Below are 21,597 nucleotides of genomic sequence, written 5' to 3'. Positions count from 1 at the left end.
GGCACCGGGTCAGTACTCGGTCTCCGGGTCGGTGTCTTCCCTGTCGTAGTCGGTGTCCTCCTCGGCCGGGCCGCCGCCCCGGATGGACCAGAGCAGGTTCTCCAGCTCCTCCGGCTTGACCAGCACGTCCCGTGCCTTGGAGCCCTCGGAGGGGCCGACCACACCGCGCGACTCCAGCAGGTCCATCAGCCGCCCGGCCTTGGCGAAGCCCACCCGCAGCTTGCGTTGCAGCATCGAGGTGGACCCGAACTGCGAGGTGACGATCAGCTCGGCGGCCTGCAGCAGCACGTCCATGTCGTCGCCGATGTCCGGGTCGACGTCGTTCTTCTCGCTGGCCTTCTGCGCGGTGATGGTGTCGTTGTAGTCCGGCTGCGCCTGCTCCTTGGCGAAGTTGACGACGGCGGAGATCTCCTCGTCGCTGACGAACGCGCCCTGCATCCGGACCGGCTTGCCCGCGCCCATCGGCAGGTAGAGCCCGTCGCCCATGCCGATCAGCTTCTCCGCGCCCGGCTGGTCCAGGATGACCCGGCTGTCGGTGAGCGAGGAGGTGGCGAACGCCAGCCGGGACGGCACGTTGGTCTTGATCAGACCGGTGACCACGTCGACCGAGGGACGCTGGGTGGCCAGCACCAGGTGGATGCCGGCGGCCCGGGCCTTCTGGGTGATCCGCACCACCGCGTCCTCCACGTCGCGCGGCGCGGTCATCATCAGGTCGGCCAGCTCGTCGACGATCGCCAGGATGTACGGGTAGGGCCGGTACACCCGCTCGCTGCCCAGCGGCGCGGTGATCTCCCCGGATTTCACCTTCCGGTTGAAGTCGTCGACATGGCGGACCTTGTTGACCTGCATGTCCTGGTAGCGCTGCTCCATCTCCTCGACCAGCCAGGCCAGCGCGGTGGCCGCCTTCTTCGGCTGGGTGATGATGGGCGTGATCAGGTGCGGGATGCCCTCGTACGGCGTCAGCTCGACCATCTTGGGGTCGATCAGGATCATCCGGACCTCGTCCGGGGTGGCCCGGGACAGCAGCGAGACGAGCATCGAGTTGACGAAGCTGGACTTACCGGAGCCGGTGGAGCCGGCCACCAGCAGGTGCGGCATCTTCGCCAGGTTGGCGCAGAGGAAGTGCCCTTCGATGTCCTTGCCCAGCCCGATGACCATCGGGTGCTGCTCTTCGCGCGCGTTGCCGGAGCGCAGCACGTCGCCGAGGCGGACCATCTCCCGGTCGGTGTTGGGCACCTCGATGCCGACCGCCGACTTACCGGGGATCGGCGCCAGGATCCGCACGTTGTCGGTGGCCACCGCGTAGGCGAGGTTGCGGGTCAGCTGGGTGATCTTCTCGACCTTCACCGCCGGGCCGAGCTCGATCTCGTACCGGGTCACCGTCGGACCCCGGGTGAAGCCGGTGACCTGGGCGTCCACGTTGAACTGCTCCAGCACGCCGGTGATCGACTCGATCATGGCGTCGTTGGCGGCGCTGCGGGTCTTCGGCGGCGCCCCGGCGGGCAGCAGGTCCGACGGCGGCAGCTTGTAGTCGCCGTCGATGACCCGGGTGACCACCGGCTTGTCCGAGTCCGCGGCGGCCGCCTTCTCCGGGGTGGCGGCCGGCTTGACCGCCGCGGCCGGGCGGCGCGGGGCGGCCGGCGGCCTGGCGGGCGCCTTGCCCGGCGGCACCACGGTCCCCTCGACCACGCTGGGCTGACCGGTTGCCGAGCCCCGGGCGTCCCGTGGGTCTCGTGGGTCTCCGTCAGGGTCGAAGGCGTCGGCGACCGCGTCGGCCAGGCTGCCGGCCTGGCGGCGGCGGGACGGGCGGCGCAGCCGGACGGCGTCCAGCGCGGCCTGCTCGGTGGGGTCGACCGGCCGGTCGGCGTCGGTGGTGCCCGCCGGGTCGGCGTTCTCGGCGGGGGCGCCGCGGATCAGCGAGCCGAGCCCGGTCACCACCGCACGCACCGGGGTGCCACTGAGCACCAGCAGCCCGTACAGCGCGACCAGGGCGAGGACCGGCGCGGCGACCCAGCCGGTCAACCCGAGGGTCAGCGGGGCGCCGGAGACGTAGCCGAGTGCGCCGCCGGCCTGCCGCCAGCCGGGCAGATCCACCGGGGCACCGCGCAGCACGTGCATCAGTCCCAGGCCGCCGAACACCAGCAGCAGGGCGCCCAGCACGACCCGGGGCCGGATCTCCGGGTGCGACGGGGTGGACATGAGATAGATCCCGATACCGAGCAGCACCACCGGCAGCGGGGCCGACGCGGCACCGATCACCGTGGTCAGCCCGATCTTGACGGCGGCCCCGATCGGCCCACCCGCGCTCCACCAGATCCCGGCGGCGGTCACCACGGCGAGGACCAGCGCGACGATGCCGATGCCGTCCCGCCGGTGTGCCGGGTCCAGGTCGCGGGTGCGGCCCACGATGCGGCGCAGGCCACCGAACCCCATGCCGATCACCGTGATGATGTCCTTGCGGGGCCGGGCGGCCGGGCGCCGGGCCGGCGCGCGGCGGGCGGTGGAACGACTCACGGAGGCGCCCCGGGGCGCCTGCCGGCCCCCGGATGTGGTCGTGCGTCTGCCCGTGGTCGACCGTCCTGCCATGTCGAACACGGTAGCCGGCCGGGCCGTCAAACCGTCGCAAGCGCCTCGGCGCGCGCGGCTTGACGGGCGCCGCCGGGGGCTGCACAGGTAGCGTGACGTGCATGCGACTGACCAAGTTCGGGCATGCCTGCGTGCGGCTGGAGGACGCCGGGACCACGGTGGTGCTCGACCCGGGGGCACTGACCGACCCGGCCGCGGCCTACGACGCGGACGCGGTGCTCATCACCCACGGGCACTTCGACCACTTCGTGCCGGAGACGCTGAAAGCGGCCGCCACCGCGAACCCCGACCTGGTGGTCTGGGCGCCCGCCTCGGTGGTCGCGCAGCTGACCGGCATCGACGAGCTGGCCGGGCGGCTGCACCCGGCAGCGCACGGCGACGTGCTGCGCATCGGCGGCCTGGACGTGCACGTGTACGGCGAGTGGCACGCGCCGACGCACATGGATCCGATCAACAACGTGGGTTACCTGGTCGGCGGGCGGGTGTTCCACCCCGGCGATGCGCTCACCGTGCCCGAGGACTCGGTGGACACCCTGCTGCTGCCCAGCAACGCGCCGTGGCTCAAGTCCATCGAGGTGGTGGAGTACGCCCAGAAGGTCGGCGCCCGGCGGGGTTTCTCCATCCACGACGGGCTGCTCAACGACGTCGGGCTGATGGTGGTGGACAACATCCTCGGGGTGACCAGCGAGCGGACCGGCCAGGAGTACGTCCGGCTGCCGGTGGGCGAGAGCACCGACCTGTGAGCCGACCGGGGTCCCCCAGGGTCTAGTGCCCTGAACAATGCATGCTCTGCTGCGAGCTGGGCGACTCGATGTGACCGACGCTCACGCCCGGGGACACGCAGTCATGATCGACGGACCGCCGCTACGCCGCGACAGTCACAGTTGGTGACCAGCCGATGAACTCAGGCCGCTGACCCGAGGGTGGGGATTGCGTCGAGGTCGACCTGAGTCCGGGTATCAGCGAAAAATACCGGACTGACGTGGGTCTCGGCGACAGGGGACGGCGCCAGTCGCGCCAGGGTCGACACCTGGCCGCCCTGGTCGGTTACGCGGCGTTACGCCTCAGCGCCGCGGCGGTGGATGTGCCCAGAAACTCTGCCCAAGCGCCAAGGTTCCCACGCCCGCGGATCTCTAGCCGGCGGCGGAGTCCAGCACCGGGCTGAACGCCGCCTCGGCCGCCCCGATCAGGTGTGCGTCCCGACCGAGCGCGGAGCGCACCACCAGGGTGTGCCCGACCGCCCGGCTCACCACGCTGCGTTCCCGGACCCGGGTGGCCACGACCTGCAGCGCCGGCTCCGGCAGCGCGGCGAACAGGTCACCGAGCACCACGACCTGCGGCGCGAGCAGGTTGACCACGTTGACGAGCCCGAGACCCAGCCAGCCGACGTAGTCCGACAGCCGGGCGAGCGCGGTGGGCGGGTCGTCGGCGAGCTCGCGCAGCTCGGCGTGCAGCTCACCGCGGCCGATGGCCAGCGGCAGGCCCAGCGCGCGGCACAGCGCGGCCGCGCCCACCTCGGTCTCCCAGCAGCCCTGGCAGCCGCAGTGGCACTCCAGGCCGTCCGGGCGCACGACCATGTGCCCGAGCTCGCCCAGGTAGCCGCCGGCGCCGCGCATCGCCTTGCCGCTGGAGATGACCCCACCGCCGACGCCGATGTCGCCGGCCACGAACACCACGTCGGAGACGCCGCGGGCCACGCCCCGGGTCAGCTCGGCCAGCGCGCCCAGCTCGGCGTCGTTGGCCACCGTGACCGGCATCTGCAGCCCGGCCGAGAGCTGCTCCCCCAGCGGCACGTCCACCCAGCGCAGGTGCGGCGCCTCCCGCACCAGGCCGTCGGACTGCCGCACCACACCGGGTATCGAGACGCCGGCGGCGACCACCGGCAGCGACAGCTCGCTGGCCAGCACCACCGCCGACTCGAGCACCCGGGTGATCACGTCGCGGGGTGAGGCGGAGCCGGGGCGCAGCCGCCAGCTGAGCCGGCCGAGGATCTCCCCGCCCAGCCCGAACAGGGCCATCGCCACCCGGTCCACCCGGATGTCGGTGGCCAGCACCAGCGCGGCCTGGGGGTTCGGCACCACCAACAGCGACGGCCGGCCGGCACCGCTGCGCCGGGACGGCAGCCGCTCGCTGACCAGGCCGGTGTCCGCCAGCCCGTCCACCACCGCCTTGATCGTGCTGCGGTTGAGGCCGAACTCGGTGGCCAGTACCGCACGGGTGCACGGTCCGTCGAGGTGCAGTCGCCGCAGGACCGCACCTCTGTTGTGTCGCCTCGCGTCGTCCGGACGGGCGCCCTCGGTGATCGTGCTACTCACACTGGACTACGCGTCGGGCTCGCCGGTTGCGTGCCGAAAGTTCGTTCCGTGCCGATAACGCCCCCCGTGCCGGTATTCCGATCACCGCACCGCCGACCGTCGCCGGGACAGCGCGTCCACGCTCGCCGCGAGCAGCAGCACCACACCGGTGACCACGAGCACCACCGACGCGGGTTGTTTGAGCAGCCCCAGACCGTTCTGCACCAGCGCGATCACCGTGCCGCCGATCACCGCGTTGCTCATCCGACCCCGGCCGCCGAACAGCGAGGTACCGCCGATCACCGCGGCCCCCACCGCGTAGAGCAGCGTGGTGCCGTTGCCGGCGTTCGGGTCGACCGAACCGACCTTCGAGGAGTAGACGATGGCACCGATGGCGGCCATGCTCGCCGAGACCACGAAGACGCTGGCCCGGATCCGGGGCACGTTGACGCCGGCGCGCCGGGCCGCCTCGATGTTGCCGCCGACCGCGTAGATGTGCCGCCCGTAGCTGGTGCGGTCCAGCACGTAGGTGCCGGCCACCAGCAGCACCAGGATGATCGGCACCACGTAGGGGACGCCGCTGATCACGATCAGCGAGCTCTGTGACCGGTTCAGCGCGAGCAGGAAGGTGCCGATCGCGGCGAGCACCACGACCACCGCGACCTTGGTCAGCACCAGCGGGGTGGGCTGGGTGACCAGTCCGTTGCGCAGCCGGCGGTAGTGCCGCCCGAGCACGACCGCTGCGTAGCCGCCGCCGGCGAGCACGAACAGCACCCAGCTCGCCCACGGCGGCAGGTTGCCGTTGGCCACCGCGAACAGGGTGTCGTTCTGCAGGGACAGGGTGCCGCCGTCGCCGATGAACTGCAGGATCACGCCCTGCCAGGCCAGGAACAGGGCCAGTGTGACCACGAACGACGGGATGCCGATGCGGGACACCAGGAACCCGGTGAGCAGGCCGATCGCGGTACCCACGCAGATGGCCAGCACCATCTCCAGCCACGGGTTGGGACCGAACCCGATCAGCACGATCAGCAGCGCGATCGCCGGCGGCGCCACCGCGTACCAGATCTTCAGCTGGACCGCGATCCCGATGGCCACCAGCAGCAGCAGGCAGAACAGCGCGAACACGCCGATGCCCAGCTTGCCGAGCAGGTTGCCGCCGGTGACCAGGTGCAGTGCCAGCACCGCCGCCGTGACACCGGACGCGGTGCCGGCGGACAGGTCGATCTCGCCGAGCAGCAGGACGAACACCAGGCCCATCGCGATGATGGTCACGCCGGCGCCCTGGGCCAGCAGGTTCGCGATGTTGCCGAGGGTCAGGAAGCTGTCCGAGGCCACCGAGAACAGGATCAGCAGCACGACCAGGCCGAACAGGGCGGGCAGTGAGCCGAGCTCACCGCCTCGGACCTTGGCCAGGTAGTCGCCGACCGCCTCGGTGGTGGAGCGGGAGGTGGTGTCGATGCCGAAGTCGGATACCGCCTCGGCCTGGGGCGAGCGGCCCGGGGTGGGGGGCGCGCCGGCCGGAGAAGTCTCAGTCATGTCCGGTCCTCGCCGCTAGATCGTTACCGTGTCGGGGCGGGCCAGGCCGAGCTCGCCCGACCGGCCGGCGGTGATCAGCTCGACGACCTGGCTGTGCGTCAGGTCGCGGCGCGGCAGGTCGGCCACCAGCCGGCCGAGGTAGAGCGTCGCGATCCGGTCCGAGACCTCCATGACGTCGGCCATGTTGTGGCTGATCAGCACCACGCCGAGGCCCTGCTCGGCTAGCCGGCGGACGAGGTCGAGGACCTGGCGGGTCTGCGCGACACCGAGCGCGGCGGTGGGCTCGTCCAGCAGCACGACCTTGCTGTTCCAGAGCACCGCCTTGGCGATGGCCACGGTCTGGCGCTGCCCGCCGGAGAGCGCGGACACCGGCGTGCGCACCGACTTCACGGTGCGCACGGACAGCGTCGCCAGCGTCTCCCGGGCGGCCTGCTCCATGCTGGCCTCGTCCAGCGCCCAGGCCTTGCCGCGTTCCCTGCCGAGGAACATGTTCTGCACGATGTCGAGGTTGTCGGCGAGCGCGAGGTCCTGGTAGACGACCTCGATGCCCAGCGCTGCGGCCTCTTTCGGGCCGCTGACCTTGACCGGTTCACCAGCGAAACGCATTTCGCCGGAGTCGATCGGATAAATGCCGGCGATGCATTTGACCAGCGTCGACTTACCGGCGCCGTTGTCGCCGACGAGCGCGGTAACCTCACCGGGGCGAATCGCCAGGTCCACGTCGTGCAGCACGTGCACCGGGCCGAAACTCTTGTTCACCGCCGTGAGCTCCAGGATCGGCTTGGTCACCGGGCCCTCCTATCAAAGTCACATCAGTCTCACACACCACAGTGGATGACCGGAGCGCCCGGACTACTCACGGGCGCCCCGGCCAAGTCCGTTGCCGGACTACTTGATTCCGAGCTGGTCGCAGGCGGCCTGGGTCTCGCTCACGCAGATGTCCGAGGCCTTGACGCTGCCCTGGTCGACGACCTGCTTGACCTTGTCCTTGGTGATCAGGATCGGGGTCAGCAGCACCGACTTGACGGCCCGGTTGGCCTTGGTGTCCTGGGTGCTGGCGGTGGCCTGCGCGTCGGCGCCGGCCTTGTCGCCCTTGGCCAGCGCGCCGGCCAGCTTCGCCGCGGCGTTGGCCTCGTCGGAGATCGGCTTGAACACCGTCATGTACTGGTCGCCGCGCAGGATGGCCTGCAGCCCGTCCGGGGTGGCGTCCTGGCCGGTGACGATGGCCTTGCCGTTCTGCCCGGTCTTCTTCAGCACGGTGATCACCGCGCCGGCCAGCCCGTCATTGGCGGCGAGCACGCCGTCGACCTTGCCGCCGTTGGCGGTGAGGAACTGTTCGAACGTGGTGCCGCCCGCCTGGTTGTCCCAGTTGGGGATGCGCTGGCTGGCGACGAGCTTGAGCGCCCCGGACTTGTACAGCGGGCCCACCACGGTCTGCTGGCCCTCGTAGAACAGGGTCCCGTTGTTGTCGGTGGCCGCGCCCTCGATCTCGATGACCTGCGCGCCCTGCTTGCCGGCGAGGCCCTGGACCAGGCCCTGTCCCTGCAGCGCGCCGACCTTGGTGTTGTCGAAGGAGACGTAGTAGTCGCTGGAGCCGCCGAGGTTCAGCCGGTCGTAGTCGATGGTCGGGATGCCGGCGGCCTGCGCCTTCTTCTCGACCGCCGCGCCGACGTCGGTGTTCGGCGCGTCCAGGATCAGCACCTTGACCCCGTTGTTGATCATTCCGTCGGCCAGCGCGGAGAACTTCTGCACGTCACCCTGGGCGTTCTGGATGTCTGGGTCGAGCCCCTCGGCGCGCAGCGCCTTGTCCAGCAACGGGCGGTCGAAGCTCTCGTACCGGGCCGAGGACGCGGTGTCGGGCAGGACCACACCCACCTTGGCGCCGCCGCCGGCGCCCGCCGACGGGCTGCTGGATCCCGCGCCGCCCCCGCCGCCGGAACTGTTCGCACCGCAGGCGGTGAGTACGAGTGTCAGCCCCGCGCCCACCGCAATCAGGGCGGTGCCGCGCCTGCCGGTCTTGCGCATGTTTCCTCCGGTTGAGCCTCGACGGCGGCGCTCCTTCGAGCCTTCGCCGAATATGTTGTGGCGCACAACGTACTTCCGACCGCAGCTCATCAACAAGGTGGCTCGAACGATTCAGGGTCACGGTTGCGCAACGGCGATGACATCCCGCTGAGATGCGGCCATCGGCTCGACACGGACGGCGCCACGTCCCCGGGTCCGCCGAAACCACTCACCAGCAGTCACATTAGCCTCATCAGTCACACCCGCAACCGGCCACCAGTACCGCCGGTCACTCCCACCCTGTTGCCCCCGCCCCGCCCCACCGTGCACGAGCTGCACAGTAGGCCCGAACCCGGCTCGCACAGACCCAGTCCCGCCGACACAGACCCTGCAGACCCTGTGCCACCTGAACCTCGTCTGTGCGGGCTGCCCCGGGGCTAGCGGAGTCGGTCGGCACGCTCGGCCAGGTAGCGCTGTTCGGGCAGGCTCGCGGTGCGCCGGGCGGCCAGCTCGTAGGCCTCGCGGGCGCCGCTCCGGTCGCCGGCCATCTCCAGCAGGTGTGCCCGGACGGCCGGCAACCGGTGGTGCCCGGCCATCCGGCTGTCCTCGCCCAGCGGCTCCAGCAGCGCCAGCCCCTCGGCCGGCCCGTCCGCCATCGCCACCGCGATCGCCCGGTTGAGCGTGACCATCGGGTTCGGCGAGATCCGCTCGAGGATCTGGTACAGCACCTTGATCTGGGCCCAGTCGGTGTCCGCCGCCCGCGCCGCCTCCACGTGCACCGCCGCGATCGCTGCCTGTAACTGGTACGGCCCCAGCTCCGAGCGCGCCATCGCCCCGGTGACCAGCTCGAGACCCTCCCTGATCGCCGGCCGGTGCCAGCGGGACCGGTCCTGCTCGGCCAGCGGAACCAGCGCCCCGTCGGCGGTGGTCCGCGCCGCGCGCCGGGCGTCGGTCAGCAGCATCAGTGCCAACAGGCCGGCCACCTCGCCGTCCTCGGGCAGCTGCCGGTGCACCGCGCGGGTCAGCCGGATCGCCTCGGCGGCCAGGTCAGCGCGCTGCAACTCGGGTCCGGAGCTCGCCGTGTACCCCTCGTTGAAGATCAGATAGAGGACGTGCAGCACCACCCGGAGCCGGTCCGGCCAGTCGCCGCGCGCCGGTGGCTCGAAGGTCGCGCCGGCCGCCTTGATGCGCTGCTTGGCCCGGCTGATCCGCGGTCCCATGGTGGCCTCGGGCACCAGGAAGGCCTTGGCGATCTGCTCGGTGGTCAGGCCGCCGACAGCACGGAGCGTGAGCGCGACCTGGGAGGCGGCGGTGAGCGCCGGATGACAGCACAGGAACAACAGGGTGAGCGTGTCGTCCCGGTCCGCCGCGCCGTCCCGGTCCGCCGCGGCCCCGACCTGCTCGTCGAGCGGCAGCCGGGCGAAGTCGACCTCCTCGCGGCGCCGCCGCGCCGCCTCGCCCCGGATCTGGTCGATCAACCGGCGGGACGCGACGGTGCTCAACCAGCCGTGCGGGTTGTCCGGCACGCCCTGCTCCGGCCACTGCACGGAGGCCGCCAGCAGCGCCTCCTGGACCGCGTCCTCGCACTCGTCGAAATGGCCGTACCGGCGGACCAACGCGCCGAGGACCCGGGGAGCGGTCGCCCGCAGCAGGTCCTCGACGCGCCGGTCCACCCGGACGGGTTCGGTCAAATCTCCATCTCCATACCGGCGGAGAACATCACCGGCCGCACCTCGATGCCCAGGCCCTCGAACCGCGCGTCCGGAATCAGCGCGGCCAGCTCGATGGCGCGCTCCCGGCTCGCGACGTCGACCAGGTAGTAGCCGCCCAGGAACTCCTTGGCCTCCAGGTAGGGCCCGTCGGTCACGACCGGCACCCCGCCCCGGACCCGGACCCGGACCACGACGGTGTTCGACGGGTCGGCCAGCGCCTGGGTCACGATCATCTCGCCGGACTGCTGGATCGTCTTGATGAAATCGCCGTGCCCGGTCATCACTTCGTCCCGCTCGCTCTCGGTCAGTGACTCCCAGACCGCCGGGTTGTTGTGCATGATCAGCAGGAACTTCACGTCGTCTCCTCGCGGTGGTGGCGCCCGGCGGGCACATACGCACCCTGGTCGTGGCCGACCGCCCCACTTTGACATCCCGCGGCAATCCCGCACCGAACTGTCTTCGCGCCAGCCTCGACTCAGAGTGCGATGACGGTGGGGACGATCATCGGCCGGCGCCGGTAGTTGTCCGACACCCAGCGGCCGACGACGCGGCGCACGCCCTGCGCGATCCGGTGCGGGTCGGTGACCCCCTCGGACTCGGCGCGGGACAGCTCCGCCTCGATCAGCGGGATCACCCCGTTGAGCGCCTTCGGGTCGTCGGAGAAGCCCCGGCCGGAGACTGTCGGCGGCGCGACCGTGCGCCCGGTCGCCGTCTCGATCGCCAGGGTGATGGCGATGAAGCCGCCCTCGCCCAGCACCAGACGGTCGCTCAGGGTGCTCTCGCCGATGTCGCCGACAGCCGAACCGTCCACGTACACGCGGCCGACCTCGACCCGGCCGGAGATCTTCGCCTTGCCGTCCACCAGGTCGACGACCACGCCGTCCTCGGCGATCACCACGGAGTCCTCGGGCACGCCGGTCTTGACCGCCAGCGCCGCGTTCGCCCGCAGGTGCCGCCACTCTCCGTGCACCGGCATCACGTTGCTCGGTCGCACCGCGTTGTACAGGTACAGCAGCTCACCGGCCGGCGAGTGACCGGACACGTGCACCCGCGCGTTGCCCTGGTGCACCACCCGCGCGCCGAGCCGGGTCAGGCCGTTGATCACGCCGAACACCGCGGTCTCGTTGCCGGGGATCAACGACGAGGACAGCACCACAGTGTCGTCGGGCTTGATGCGCACCTGCCGGTGCTCGCCGCGGGCCATCCGGGACAGCGCGGACAGCGGCTCGCCCTGCGAACCGGTGGAGACCAACACCAGCTTCTCGTCGGGCAGCAGCATGGCCTCGTCGAGCTCGACGAGCAGGCCGTCCGGCACCTTGAGGATGCCCATGTCGGCGGCCAGCCCCATGTTGCGCAGCATGGACCGCCCGACCAGGCAGACCTTGCGCCCGCGTGCGGCGGCCGCGTCCAGGACCTGCTGCACGCGGTGCACGTGGCTGGCGAAGCAGGCCACGATCATCCGGCTCTTGGAGTCGTCGAAGACGCTCTCCAGCACCGGCCCGATCTCCCGCTCGGAGATGACGAACCCGGGCACGTCGGCGTTGGTGGAGTCGACCAGGAACAGGTCGACGCCCTCGTCGCCGAGCCGGGAGAAGCCGGCCAGGTCGGTCAGGCGGCCGTCCATCGGCAGCTGGTCGAGCTTGATGTCGCCGGTGTGCAGCACCAGGCCGGCGGGCGTGCGGATGGCCACCGCGAGCGCGTCCGGGATGGAGTGGTTCACCGCGAAGTACTCGCAGTTGAACTCGCCGTGCCGGGTGCTCTGCCCCTCGCGCACCTCACGCAGGTGCGGGGTGAGCCGGTGTTCCTTGCACTTGGCGGCGACCAGCGCGAGGGTGAACTTGGAGCCGACGATCTGCACGTCCGGGCGCAGCCGCAGCAGCCACGGGATGGCGCCGATGTGGTCCTCGTGGCCGTGCGTGAGCACGACGGCCTCGATGTCGTCGAGCCGGTTCTCGATGGCGCGCAGGTCGGGCAGGATCAGGTCCACGCCCGGCGAGTCCTCGGCCGGGAAGAGCACGCCGCAGTCGACCACGAGCAGCCGGCCGGCGTACTCGAACACGGTCATGTTGCGGCCGATCTCGCCGATGCCGCCCAGTGCGACGATCCGCAGGCCGCCTTCGGGCAGCTCGGGCGGCTGGCTGATCGGCAGCTCCGGGTTCGGCGCCGGGGCCTCGGTGGGGCGGTCGCGCTCGCGCTCGCGCTCGCGCTCGCGCGAGGATCGGCGGTTGGATTGGTGTGAACGACTCACAGGGCAACAACTTTCGTAGCCGGCTCGGCCGGCCAGGTCATGGTCGCCGGCGCAGTGCGGGCGACATCGTCAGGGGTGGGCCAGCGAGCATCGGGGCTCCGGCACACTTAGCGCCGCCAGATCGGCTGAAGGCGCGCATTACCACCGATATTACCGCTAAGCCAACCGGACCGGTTAGCGGCTTCCTCAGCGGTGGGTCAGATGCCCCGCGAGGTGGCCTGCAGTGCCTCGATATCGGCCGGCGCGCCGTCCAGGTCGACCTGCGCCAGCTCGCGGCCGAAGCCGTGCAGCACCAGCTCGCCGGGCGTGCCGACCACCGTCACCTGGCGCGGTCCCGACCGCGCGTTGATCTCCGCGCCGCGCGCCCTGGTGGCGTGCCGCAGCCGCACCCCGACCGGGCTGTGCCGGTACATCAGCCGTGCCGTCAGCCGCAGCGCCGACCACAGCGCCTCGTCCCGATCGGGCTCCGCCGCCCGGGGCTGCCAGCCGGGCTGCGCCCGGGCCAGATCCTCGTGGTGCACGAAGAACTCCAGCAGGTTGGCCCGCTCGTCCAGCAGCGGAATCCGGTACGGCGACCAGAGCGGCGCCCCGTCGCGCAGCAACCGCACCTGCTCGGCCCACGGCACCTTCTTGTACGTGTCCATCGCCGACTCGGCGAACCGTGCCAGCGCCGGGACCAGGATGCCCGGCGCGGCCAGCGGCTGACGCTCCCGCACCAGCAGGTGGGCGAGCAGTTCCCCGGCGCGCCAACCGGGCAGCACGGTGGGTGCGTCCGGGCCGGTGGCCTCGAACAGATCACAGATCGCGGCGCGCTCGCCGGGTACCAGCCTCATGCCTGTCAGTCCTCTTCCTCGGGTCGTACGTCCTAGTGCCGCGTGCGTCTCAGCTGGTCGGATGCGTCGCGGTGGCGCCGCCGAACAGGGTGCCGGGCCGCGCGGCCAGCGCGGCGGTGATGTCCCGCGTCTCCCCCGCCAGCCAGACCCGCACCCGGGTCCGCCCGCACATGTGTACGACCAGCTCACCCGGCTCGCCGTGCACCGTGACCGGGCGGGGGCCGGGCCGGACCTGCCAGCTCGAGCCGTCCGGGCGCTGCAGCAGCACCCCGACCGGACTGCGCTGGTAAGCGAGCCGGCCGAGCTTCTCCGCGCTGTGCCAGAGCGTCTCGTCCCGGTAGTTCTCGGCCGGCCTCGGCGCCCAGTTGCGCACCGCCCGGCGGATGTCCTCGTGGTGCACGTAGAGCCGCAGGAACTCCAGCCCGTCGGTCGGGCGGCGAGCAGGCAGCCAACTGCTCCGCCCGGTACGCAGTAGCTCGATCATGTCCAACCAGGGCAGCCGCCGCATCCTGTGCTGGGCCGCCCGTGCGACCGGGGGGACCAGGATGCCGAGCAGGCTGACCAGGAACCGGCGCTCCTGCACCAGCAGATAGGCCAGCAGCTCCGCGGTGTCGCGCCCGGCGCAGCAGGTCGGGGCGCCCGGCCCGACCCGCTCGAACTCCGCGCAGAGCGCCGCCCGCTCCCGGCCCGCTTCGGTCACCGCCCCCGGTGACACCGGCCTCAGCCCTCGGAAACCAGCGGGCTGGAGGCGATCTCGCTGTCGTCCTCCAGGGTGCCGATCTCGAAGTCGGCGAACACGTTCGGCACCGCATCCTGCAGCTGGCGCAGGCACTCGATGGCCAGCTCGCGGATCTCCACGTCGGCGTGCTCGGTGGCGCGCATCGCAATGAAGTGCCGCCACGCCCGGTAGTTGCCGGTGACCACGATCTTGGTCTCGGTCGCGTTCGGCAGCACCGCACGGGCCGCCTGCCGGGCCTGCTTGCGGCGCAGGGTGGCGTTCGGCACGTCGGCGAACCGCTGCTCGAGGCCGGAAAGCAGCAGGTCGTAGGCCTTCTCGGCGGCTTCGGTGGCCTCCACGAAGGCCGCGTGCAGCTCCGGCTCCGAGGCGATCACCCCCGGCTCCACGACCGCCGAGCCCCGCCCCGGCACGTAGCGCTGGGAGAGCTGGGAGTACGAGAAGTGCCGGTGCCGGATCAGCTCGTGGGTGAGCGACCGGGACACCCCGGTGAGGTAGAACGTGACCGTGCCGTGTTCCAGCACGCTCAGGTGGCCCACCTCGAGGATGTGCCGCAGGTAGCCGGCGTTCGTCGCGGTGGCCGGGTTCGGCTTCTTCCAGGACTGGTAACAAGCCCGGCCGGCGAACTCCGCGAGCGCCTGCCCACCGTCCGCGTCGGTCTCCCACGGCACGTCGGCGGGCGGCAGGAACTCGGTTTTCGCGATCAGCTGGACCCTCAGAGGCACAGTGTCAGGCATGCCGGCAGCGTAACGGCGCCGTTCGGCGCTCCGTGCTGACCTCCCGGTGACACCACTCGCAACACTGGAACTGTCCAAGATTGACGTTGCGTGACGCCATGAATGACGTCATAGTGATGTCATGGACGTCACGCCGTACGTCACCGGGCTGCGCGAGGACCTGATGTCCGCCGCCTCCGCCGGAGACGAACAGACCCAACGCACCGCGGCGCTGCTCGCGGCCGCGATCGAACCAGCCGCCCGGCTGGCCGTCATGAACGCGCTGGCCGACCTCGCCGCCGAGGTCACCGAAGCGCTCGACGGCGAGCGGGTCGTGGAGGTGCGCCTGGATGGGCGCCAGGTGCGGGTCGCGGTCAGCGAACCCACCCGGCCCCGGCCGGCGGAGGAGCCACCACCGGTCCCCCCGCTCGGCGACGCCGGCGACATCAGCCGGATCACCCTGCGGCTGATGGAACAGATCAAGAACCGCGCCGAGCAGGCCGCGAACTCGCAGGGCATGTCGCTCAACGCGTGGATCTCGCAGGCCGTGCAGGGCGCGCTGCACGGCGCGTCGCCGGACTGGGGCGACTGGGGTCAGTCGGGTCGGGGCGACGGCCGACGTGACCGGCGCGGTGAGGGCCGTCGCGGTGACGGCCGGGGTGACGGACGCGGCGACGGTGGCTCGAACCGGGACCGGGGACGCGACGACGACCGCCGGCTGCGCGGCTGGGTACAGGGCTGAGAGGGCGATCATGACCGAGGACAGCACTCCGCGCGACGAGCACGGCAAACCCGAGACACCCGGAGCAGCCGGGGCGGGCGGCGACCCGGCCGACGTCTGGGCCGAGGCGACCAGCACCGGCGACACCGCCGACCCGACCGACGCGGCCACCGCCGGCCCGACCGACGCGGCCAGCGCCGGCGAACCCGGCGAGAAGCCGGGCTCAGAAGCGGGCGCAGAAGCGGGCGCCGAGCCGGGCGCCGGACCGACGAGCGCCGACCGGACCGGCGACGAGCCGGTGGAGGCGGTGCGAACCGAGAGTTGGCCGGGTGCCGAGCCGGCCGAGTTGGACCTGTCGATCGACGTCGGGCGGATCGAGGTGGCGCTGGACGACAGCGCCTCGTCCGTCGACGTCGACCTGCGGGCCGAGCAGGGCCCGGGCAGCGGCTGGACCAAGGGACTGTCCGGGGTGCTCAACTGGCTGAACGAGGCCTCCGGCCCGGGCGGCTCGATCCGGATCGGCGGCCGGGACATCAATCTGGGCGGTCGCGGGTTCTCCCTCCGTGACCTGGGCAATCTGGGCAACCTGGGCGGACTCGGTGGCCTGGGCGGTCTCGGTGGGCTGGGCGGCCCGGACTTCGACCTGCGCGACCTGGCCGGCCGTGACCTGGCCGCCGAGGCCGTCCGCGCCACCGAGGTGACCTGGTCGGAGCCGACCCGGCGGCTGGTGGTGCACTCGTCGACGATGCCGCTGCGGATCGTGCCGCTGGTGCTGACCGTGCGGGCGCCGGCCGGGTCGCGGATCACGCTGCGCACCAAGGCCGGCCAGATCAGCGTCACCGGGCGCTCCGGCACCGCGAGCGCGCGGACCGGTTCCGGCGACATCGCGTTGGACAGTGTCTCCGGCGACCTCAAGCTGTCCACCGGCTCCGGCGGGGCGAGGGTGCGAGCGGTGTCCGGGCGCACCAGTGCGAAGAGCGGCTCGGGCAACCTGGCGGTGGATGCGCTGGACGGCCCGGCCGAGGTCCAGAGCGGCAGCGGCGACCTGCGGCTGGGCACCGTGCGGGCCGACCTGTTCGCCCGCGCCGGTTCCGGTGACGTGACCGTCGACGACGCCGAGGCCGGCCGCCTCGAGCTGACCACCGGCTCGGGCAACCTGCGGGTCGGGGTTCACGCGGGGGTGGCCGCCGAGCTCGACCTGCAGTCCGGTTCCGGCCGCGCCCGCAGCGAGCTCGACGTCAGCGACACCGCCCCGACCAGCGGCGCCGCCGTGCTGCGCATCCACGGCCGGACCGGCAACGGCGACGTCCTGGTGACCAGGGCGCTGAGTCCGGCGGGGGCGGCCGGCTAGCTGGTGCTCGTCAGCTCGTCAGCTCGCCGGCCGTGCGGCCAGTGCCTTGGCGAGCGGGGCGATCAGGTCGCCCCGCTCGCCAAGGCGCACGTCGTCCAACCCCAGCCAGTCAGCCATCAGCCGCAGCTCGGCGGCCAGCTCGGCGGCCACCCTGGGTATCTCGCCGCCGGGCTCGCTGAACGCCCCCGGCACCCGCAGCACGTTCGCCACCCGGTCGGTCTTCAGGTCGACCCTGGCGACCAGCGCGTCGTCGAGCAGGAACGGGAAGACGTAGTAGCCGTGCTCCCGCTTCTCCGCCGGGGTGTAGATCTCGATCCGGTACCGGAAGTCGAAGAGCCGCTCGGTGCGCGCCCGTTCCCAGATCAGCGGGTCGAACGGGCAGAGCAGGGCACGGGCCGCGACCTTGCGCGGCATCCGCGCCCCGGGACGGCGATAGCCGACCTTCGCCCAGCCCCGGACCTCGACCGGCTCCAACTCACCGGCGTCGACCAGCTCACTGACCGCCGTCCGGCAGGTCTCCGGGCCCATCCGGTAGTAGTCGCGCAGCTCGGCCTCGGTGGCCACCCCGAGCGCGGCGCCCGCGTAGCCGATCAGCCGCCGCGCCGCCTCGTCCGACTCGACCGGCGGCGCGGCCAGCACCTCCGGCGGCAGTACCCGCTCCGGCAGGTCGTAGAGCCGCTGGAAGTTGACCCTGGTGCCGGTGGTGAGCTCGCCGGTGCCGAACAGGAACTCGCAGATCCGTTTCACATCCGACCGGCTCCACCAGGACGCACCCTTGGGCCGGGGCACCCCGCTGCCGGCGCCGAGCAGCTGCTCCAGCGCGCCCGCGCCGACCGGGCCGACCTCCTTGACGGCGGCGAGCACATCGCTCACCAGGGCGGGCTCCCGGTCCACCAGCTCGTGGTAGTGCCGCCACCAGCCCTTGCGCTTGGCACCGGACTGCAGCAGCGGCCAGTCCTGCACCGGCAGCAGGCTCGCCTCGTGCGCCCAGTACTCCACCAGCAACCGGGGCCGGCGCGCGCTGTGCGACCAGGCGGCCTCGTCCAGCAGCGCCATCGGGTAACCGCCCAGCCGGCTGAACACCGGCATGTAGTGCGCCCGCACCGCCACGTTGACCGAGTCCAGCTGGAGCAGCCGCAGTCGCTCCGTCAGCCGGCCGAGGTGGCGGCGGCCGACCGGCCCGGACGGTCGTGGCTCGGCGAACCCCTGAGCGGCGAGGGCGGCCCGCCGAGCCGCCGCCGCGGTGATCGTGTCCATCCCGCGCAGTTTCGCACGCACCCCCGACACTTCCGCCCCGCCGCCCCCCCCCGCCGCCCAGCCCCCCGCGAGTCGGGCCTCACAGCACACCGAGTCGGGGCCCACAGCACACCGCGAGTCGGGGCTCACAGCACACCGAGTCGGGGCTCACAGCACACCGCGAGTCGCGGATTTTGTCACCGCGAGTCGGGGATTCCGTCAGGGCAGGTCGGGGATGCCGCCGGACTCCATGATCCGCCGCCTCGGGTCCCGGTTCTCCACCCGGAGCGGGCCGGTCAACCGGAGCTCGCGCAGCTCGCGGTCACCGGCGTCCAGGGTGCGCCCCATACCGTCCGGATCCCAGCCGACGCGGTCGTAACAGGCCCGCGACGCCACATCCTGCTCGGGGAGCCACGCAATGCCCCCCTGGGCGCCGTCCTGAGCCACCGCCTCGAACGCGGCGCCCAGCAGCCGCCGCCCGTGCCCGCGCCGGCCCCACCTCGGCTCCACCAGCAACGTGACGATCTGGGCCTGATCAGCGGAAACGCCGACCTCCTCGGCGTCCACCGGAGCGGCGGCACAGAAGCCGACGATCCAGTCACCCTCGGTCGCCACCAGCACGTGGTGTCCCTGACCCGCGGTCACCGCGGCCGCCCAGGCCTGCCGCGCGGCCGGTCCGGTCAGCTGCTCCAGTGCGTCCTCAGGCACCCACTCGGCATAGGCCACCCGCCAGGTCTCGGCCTGGATACGGATGATCTCGTCGACGTCGTCCGGGGTCGCGGCGCGGACCTGCGCAAGAGCCATCGCACCTGCTTACACGACGGGCGAGGCAGCGGCGGCGCCGACCCGGGCTGATCGAGTACGGCGCGGCCGGCCCGAGTGTGCTGAGAGCCCCGACTCGGTGTGCTGAGAAGCCCGACTCGCGGAAGGGTTACGGGGTGAGGTGCTAGAGGCCGAGGAGGGGTTCCAGGCCGACGGTGAGGCCGGGGCGGTCGAGGACCTCGCGGACGGCGAGCAGCACGCCGGGCATGAACGACGTCCGGCTGAGCGAGTCGTGCCGGATGGTCAGCATCTCGCCCTCGGTGCCGAACAGCACCTCCTGGTGGGCGACGAGGCCGGCCATCCGCACCGAGTGCACCCGGATCCCGTCGACGGTGGCACCCCGCGCGCCGGGCGACTCCTGGGTGGTCGCATCCGGCATCGGGGCCGAGTCGGCGGTGGCCCGCGCGGCTGCGATGAGCGAGGCGGTGTGCGCGGCGGTGCCGGAGGGCGCATCGACCTTGCCGGCGTGGTGCAGCTCGATCACCTCGGCGGAGTCGAAGAAGCGCGCGGCCAGCTGGGCGAAGTGCATGGTCAGCACCGCACCGATGCCGAAGTTCGGCGCCACCAGTACGCCGAGGCCCGGCTTGTGGGTCAACCAGTCGGCCACGGTGGCCAGCTTGGCGGCGTCGAAACCGCTGGTGCCGACCACGGCGGCGATGTCATGGTCGATGCAGAACCGGACGTTCTCCAGCGCGACGTCCGGGTGGGTGAAGTCGACGACGACCTGGGCACCGGCGTCGGCGACGTTGAACAGCCAGTCCCCCGCGTCCACCATCGCGACCAGGTCGAGATCGTCGGCGGCCTCCACCGCGCGGCAGACCTCGACCCCCATCCGGCCCCGCGCGCCCAGCACCGCCACCCGGATCGGCGCCTCGGCCGTATCGGACGCCGTATCGGATGCCGCCACCTCGTCCGGCTCACTCACGCCGCACACCTCCGCCTGTCAGCCGACAATCATTCCGGTGATCCACACCGCGGTCGCCAGCAGCCCGGCCGCCAGCTCGATCAGGATGCTCCAGCCGACCGCGCGCAGCGCCTCCCTGGTGGACGGCCAGGCTCGCGCGTGCTCCCGCAGCCGGGACAGCTCGGCGAGGTAGACGCCCAGTATGAAGCCGAGGAACAGCCCGATCACCGGGATCACGAAGAACCCGATGATGCCGAGCACCGCGCCGGCCAGCAGCGAGCGCCCGGGAACCCCGGCGGCCTTCAACGCCCGGCCTGGCAGCAGGTACTTCGCCACCGAGCCGAGCAGCGCGATGCCGACCGCCGCGCCCAGCACCGTCCAGCCGACGACGTCGTTGCGCGGCACCGCCCACACCGCGATACCGGCGACCACGAGGAGCAGGCCGGGCAGCACGGTGAGCACGGAGCCGATGAGGCCGGCCGCGACCAGCAGCCCGGCCACCACCGCATAGATCGTCACTGCCATGCGATCACGACTGCCATGCGATCACCACTGCCACGCGATCACCACTGCCATGCGATCACGACTTGAGCGCGCCCGGTAGTTCGGCCACCGAGTCGTACGGGCCGACCACCGCGGCCGTGAACGGCTGGCCCAGCACCTCGACAGCCACCGAGGTGACCTGGTCTGGCGTGACCGCCTCGATGGCGTCCAGGCTCTGTCGCAGTGAGCGCTGCCGGCCCAGGTCCAGCTCGTGGCGGCCGATGCGGTTCATCCGCGAGTTGGTGTCCTCCAGGCCGAGCACCAGGCCACCGCGCAGTGCGCCCTTGGCCCGGGTGACCTCGGTATCGGTCAGCCCGCCTGCGGCCACGTCGGCCAGCACCTTCCTGGTCACCGAGACCACCTCGTCGACGCGGTCCGGCTGGCAGCCGGCGTAGACCGCGAGCTGGCCGGCATCGGTGTAGCTGGTGGTCGCCGAGTACACCGAGTACGCGAGGCCACGCTGTTCGCGCACCTCCTGGAACAGCCGCGAGCTGAGCCCGCCGCCGAGCCCGGTGTTGAGTACCTCCAGTGCCGCACGGCGCGGGTCGTGGCGGACCAACCCGGGTACGCCGAGCATCAGGTGCACCTGCTCGGTGTCCTCGCTCTGCAGCACGAGCTCACCGGGCGCGGTGGCCGGCGGGGTACCGGTGCGCAGCGGAGCGGGTACGGCTGGCTCACCGGCCGGGAAGGCTCGTTCGACCAGCTCGACGACCCGCTCGTGGCTCAGGTTGCCGGCGGCGGCCACCACCATCCGCGGCGCGGTGTAGTGCCGCTGCCAGAAGCCCCGCAGCCGATCCCTGGTCATCTCCTGGATGGACTCCTCGGAGCCGATCACCGGCAGGCCCAGCGCGTGCGCGCCGAACAGCGCGCTGTCGAACACCTCGCCGAGCAGGTCCTCGGGGTCGTCCGCGCGCATGGCGATCTCCTCGAGCACCACCGCCCGCTCCAGCTCGACGTCGCCGGGCGCGAACGTCGCCGCGGTCACCACGTCGGACAGCAGGTCCACCGCGAGCGGCAGGTCCGAGTCAAGCACGTGGGCGTAGAAACAGGTGTGCTCCTTGGCGGTGAACGCGTTCAGCTCACCGCCGACGGCGTCGATCTCCTGGGCGATCTGGGCAGCGGTGCGCCGGGTCGTGCCCTTGAACAGCAGATGTTCCAGGTAGTGCGCGGCACCGGCCTCCTCGGGCGTCTCGTCCCGCGAACCGGCGCCGATCCAGACCCCGACCGACGCCGACCGAACCCCGGGCACCCACTCGGTGACCACCCGCAGCCCGCTGGGTAGCAGGCTGCGGGTGACCGAATCCGGTTCCGGGGTGCCCGCGCCGCCGGAGTTGCCCGACGGTGCGAGCAGG

Annotated in this window: 19 protein-coding genes; 3 read left to right on the top strand and 16 right to left on the bottom strand. The window is 72.0% G+C overall.

Annotated elements, in window-relative coordinates; all coding sequences use genetic code 11:
* Positions 1–9: 9 nt before the first annotated feature.
* The gene (locus ACTXG6_RS22615) at positions 10–2,586 is read right to left on the bottom strand and encodes a DNA translocase FtsK (RefSeq protein ID WP_445189793.1); all 2,577 of its coding nucleotides are present in this window, start codon (positions 2,584–2,586) and stop codon (positions 10–12) included.
* Between the two features lie 101 nt (positions 2,587–2,687).
* On the opposite strand from ACTXG6_RS22615, the gene ACTXG6_RS22610 reads away from it, so the two are divergent.
* A complete protein-coding gene (locus tag ACTXG6_RS22610) occupies positions 2,688–3,329 on the top strand; it encodes an MBL fold metallo-hydrolase (RefSeq protein ID WP_445189792.1) in 642 nt (213 codons plus the stop codon).
* A gap of 390 nt (positions 3,330–3,719) precedes the next feature.
* Here ACTXG6_RS22610 and ACTXG6_RS22605 read toward each other — a convergent pair whose 3' ends face one another.
* The 10 genes from ACTXG6_RS22605 to thyX form a co-directional block, all read right to left on the bottom strand.
* Complete coding sequence (locus ACTXG6_RS22605) at positions 3,720–4,901, bottom strand: ROK family protein (protein WP_445189791.1); 1,182 nt, start codon at positions 4,899–4,901, stop codon at positions 3,720–3,722.
* Positions 4,902–4,982: 81 nt separating this feature from the next.
* Positions 4,983–6,419: a sugar ABC transporter permease gene (locus tag ACTXG6_RS22600; protein ID WP_445189790.1), complete on the bottom strand. Its 1,437-nt coding sequence runs from the start codon at positions 6,417–6,419 to the stop codon at positions 4,983–4,985.
* A gap of 15 nt (positions 6,420–6,434) precedes the next feature.
* Positions 6,435–7,208: an ATP-binding cassette domain-containing protein gene (locus tag ACTXG6_RS22595; protein ID WP_445189789.1), complete on the bottom strand. Its 774-nt coding sequence runs from the start codon at positions 7,206–7,208 to the stop codon at positions 6,435–6,437.
* A gap of 99 nt (positions 7,209–7,307) precedes the next feature.
* Positions 7,308–8,444, bottom strand: coding sequence for a sugar ABC transporter substrate-binding protein (locus ACTXG6_RS22590; protein ID WP_445189788.1), 1,137 nt, complete (start codon positions 8,442–8,444; stop codon positions 7,308–7,310).
* 416 nt (positions 8,445–8,860) lie between these two features.
* Entirely contained in the window at positions 8,861–10,114 is a 1,254-nt protein-coding gene (locus ACTXG6_RS22585) for an RNA polymerase sigma factor (protein WP_445189787.1), read from the bottom strand.
* Positions 10,111–10,491 (bottom strand): YciI family protein, encoded by a 381-nt coding sequence (locus ACTXG6_RS22580; protein ID WP_445189786.1) that lies wholly within the window; start codon positions 10,489–10,491, stop codon positions 10,111–10,113. The genes ACTXG6_RS22585 and ACTXG6_RS22580 overlap by 4 nt, the downstream gene beginning before the upstream one ends.
* Positions 10,492–10,610: 119 nt before the next feature.
* The gene (locus ACTXG6_RS22575; protein WP_445190086.1) at positions 10,611–12,284 is read right to left on the bottom strand and encodes a ribonuclease J; all 1,674 of its coding nucleotides are present in this window, start codon (positions 12,282–12,284) and stop codon (positions 10,611–10,613) included.
* A 296-nt stretch (positions 12,285–12,580) separates the two neighbouring features.
* Positions 12,581–13,216, bottom strand: a complete 636-nt coding sequence (locus ACTXG6_RS22570; RefSeq protein ID WP_445189785.1) for a TIGR03085 family metal-binding protein — start codon at positions 13,214–13,216, stop codon at positions 12,581–12,583.
* A gap of 49 nt (positions 13,217–13,265) precedes the next feature.
* Positions 13,266–13,931 carry a maleylpyruvate isomerase family mycothiol-dependent enzyme gene (locus ACTXG6_RS22565; RefSeq protein WP_445189784.1) on the bottom strand — a complete coding sequence of 222 codons (666 nt, stop codon included), beginning with the start codon at positions 13,929–13,931 and terminating at the stop codon, positions 13,266–13,268.
* 5 nt (positions 13,932–13,936) lie between these two features.
* Positions 13,937–14,689 (bottom strand): FAD-dependent thymidylate synthase, encoded by a 753-nt coding sequence (gene thyX / locus ACTXG6_RS22560; RefSeq protein WP_445189783.1) that lies wholly within the window; start codon positions 14,687–14,689, stop codon positions 13,937–13,939.
* Between the two features lie 121 nt (positions 14,690–14,810).
* On the opposite strand from thyX, the gene ACTXG6_RS22555 reads away from it, so the two are divergent.
* On the top strand, positions 14,811–15,410 hold the full coding sequence (locus tag ACTXG6_RS22555) for a toxin-antitoxin system HicB family antitoxin (protein WP_445189782.1): 600 nt from the start codon (positions 14,811–14,813) through the stop codon (positions 15,408–15,410).
* A 10-nt stretch (positions 15,411–15,420) separates the two neighbouring features.
* On the top strand, positions 15,421–16,740 hold the full coding sequence (locus ACTXG6_RS22550) for a DUF4097 family beta strand repeat-containing protein (protein ID WP_445189781.1): 1,320 nt from the start codon (positions 15,421–15,423) through the stop codon (positions 16,738–16,740).
* An 18-nt stretch (positions 16,741–16,758) separates the two neighbouring features.
* Here the strand turns inward: ACTXG6_RS22550 and ACTXG6_RS22545 are convergent, their stop codons facing one another.
* The 5 genes from ACTXG6_RS22545 to ACTXG6_RS22525 all read right to left on the bottom strand — a co-directional run bounded on the left by ACTXG6_RS22545 (position 16,759) and on the right by ACTXG6_RS22525 (position 21,596).
* A complete protein-coding gene (locus ACTXG6_RS22545; protein ID WP_445190085.1) occupies positions 16,759–17,997 on the bottom strand; it encodes a winged helix-turn-helix domain-containing protein in 1,239 nt (412 codons plus the stop codon).
* A gap of 198 nt (positions 17,998–18,195) precedes the next feature.
* Positions 18,196–18,780 (bottom strand): GNAT family N-acetyltransferase, encoded by a 585-nt coding sequence (locus ACTXG6_RS22540; protein WP_445189780.1) that lies wholly within the window; start codon positions 18,778–18,780, stop codon positions 18,196–18,198.
* 142 nt (positions 18,781–18,922) lie between these two features.
* Positions 18,923–19,723: a 4-hydroxy-tetrahydrodipicolinate reductase gene (dapB, locus tag ACTXG6_RS22535; protein ID WP_445189779.1), complete on the bottom strand. Its 801-nt coding sequence runs from the start codon at positions 19,721–19,723 to the stop codon at positions 18,923–18,925.
* An 18-nt stretch (positions 19,724–19,741) separates the two neighbouring features.
* On the bottom strand, positions 19,742–20,227 hold the full coding sequence (locus tag ACTXG6_RS22530) for a DUF456 domain-containing protein (protein ID WP_445189778.1): 486 nt from the start codon (positions 20,225–20,227) through the stop codon (positions 19,742–19,744).
* 55 nt (positions 20,228–20,282) lie between these two features.
* Positions 20,283–21,596: a M16 family metallopeptidase gene (locus tag ACTXG6_RS22525; RefSeq protein WP_445190084.1), complete on the bottom strand. Its 1,314-nt coding sequence runs from the start codon at positions 21,594–21,596 to the stop codon at positions 20,283–20,285.
* Between the last annotated feature and the right edge of the window lies 1 nt (position 21,597).

It is taken from the genome of Pseudonocardia sp. Cha107L01 (assembly GCF_052566575.1).
Note: the sequence above shows the minus strand (reverse complement) of the source record. Positions and strands in the feature narration are given on the sequence as shown.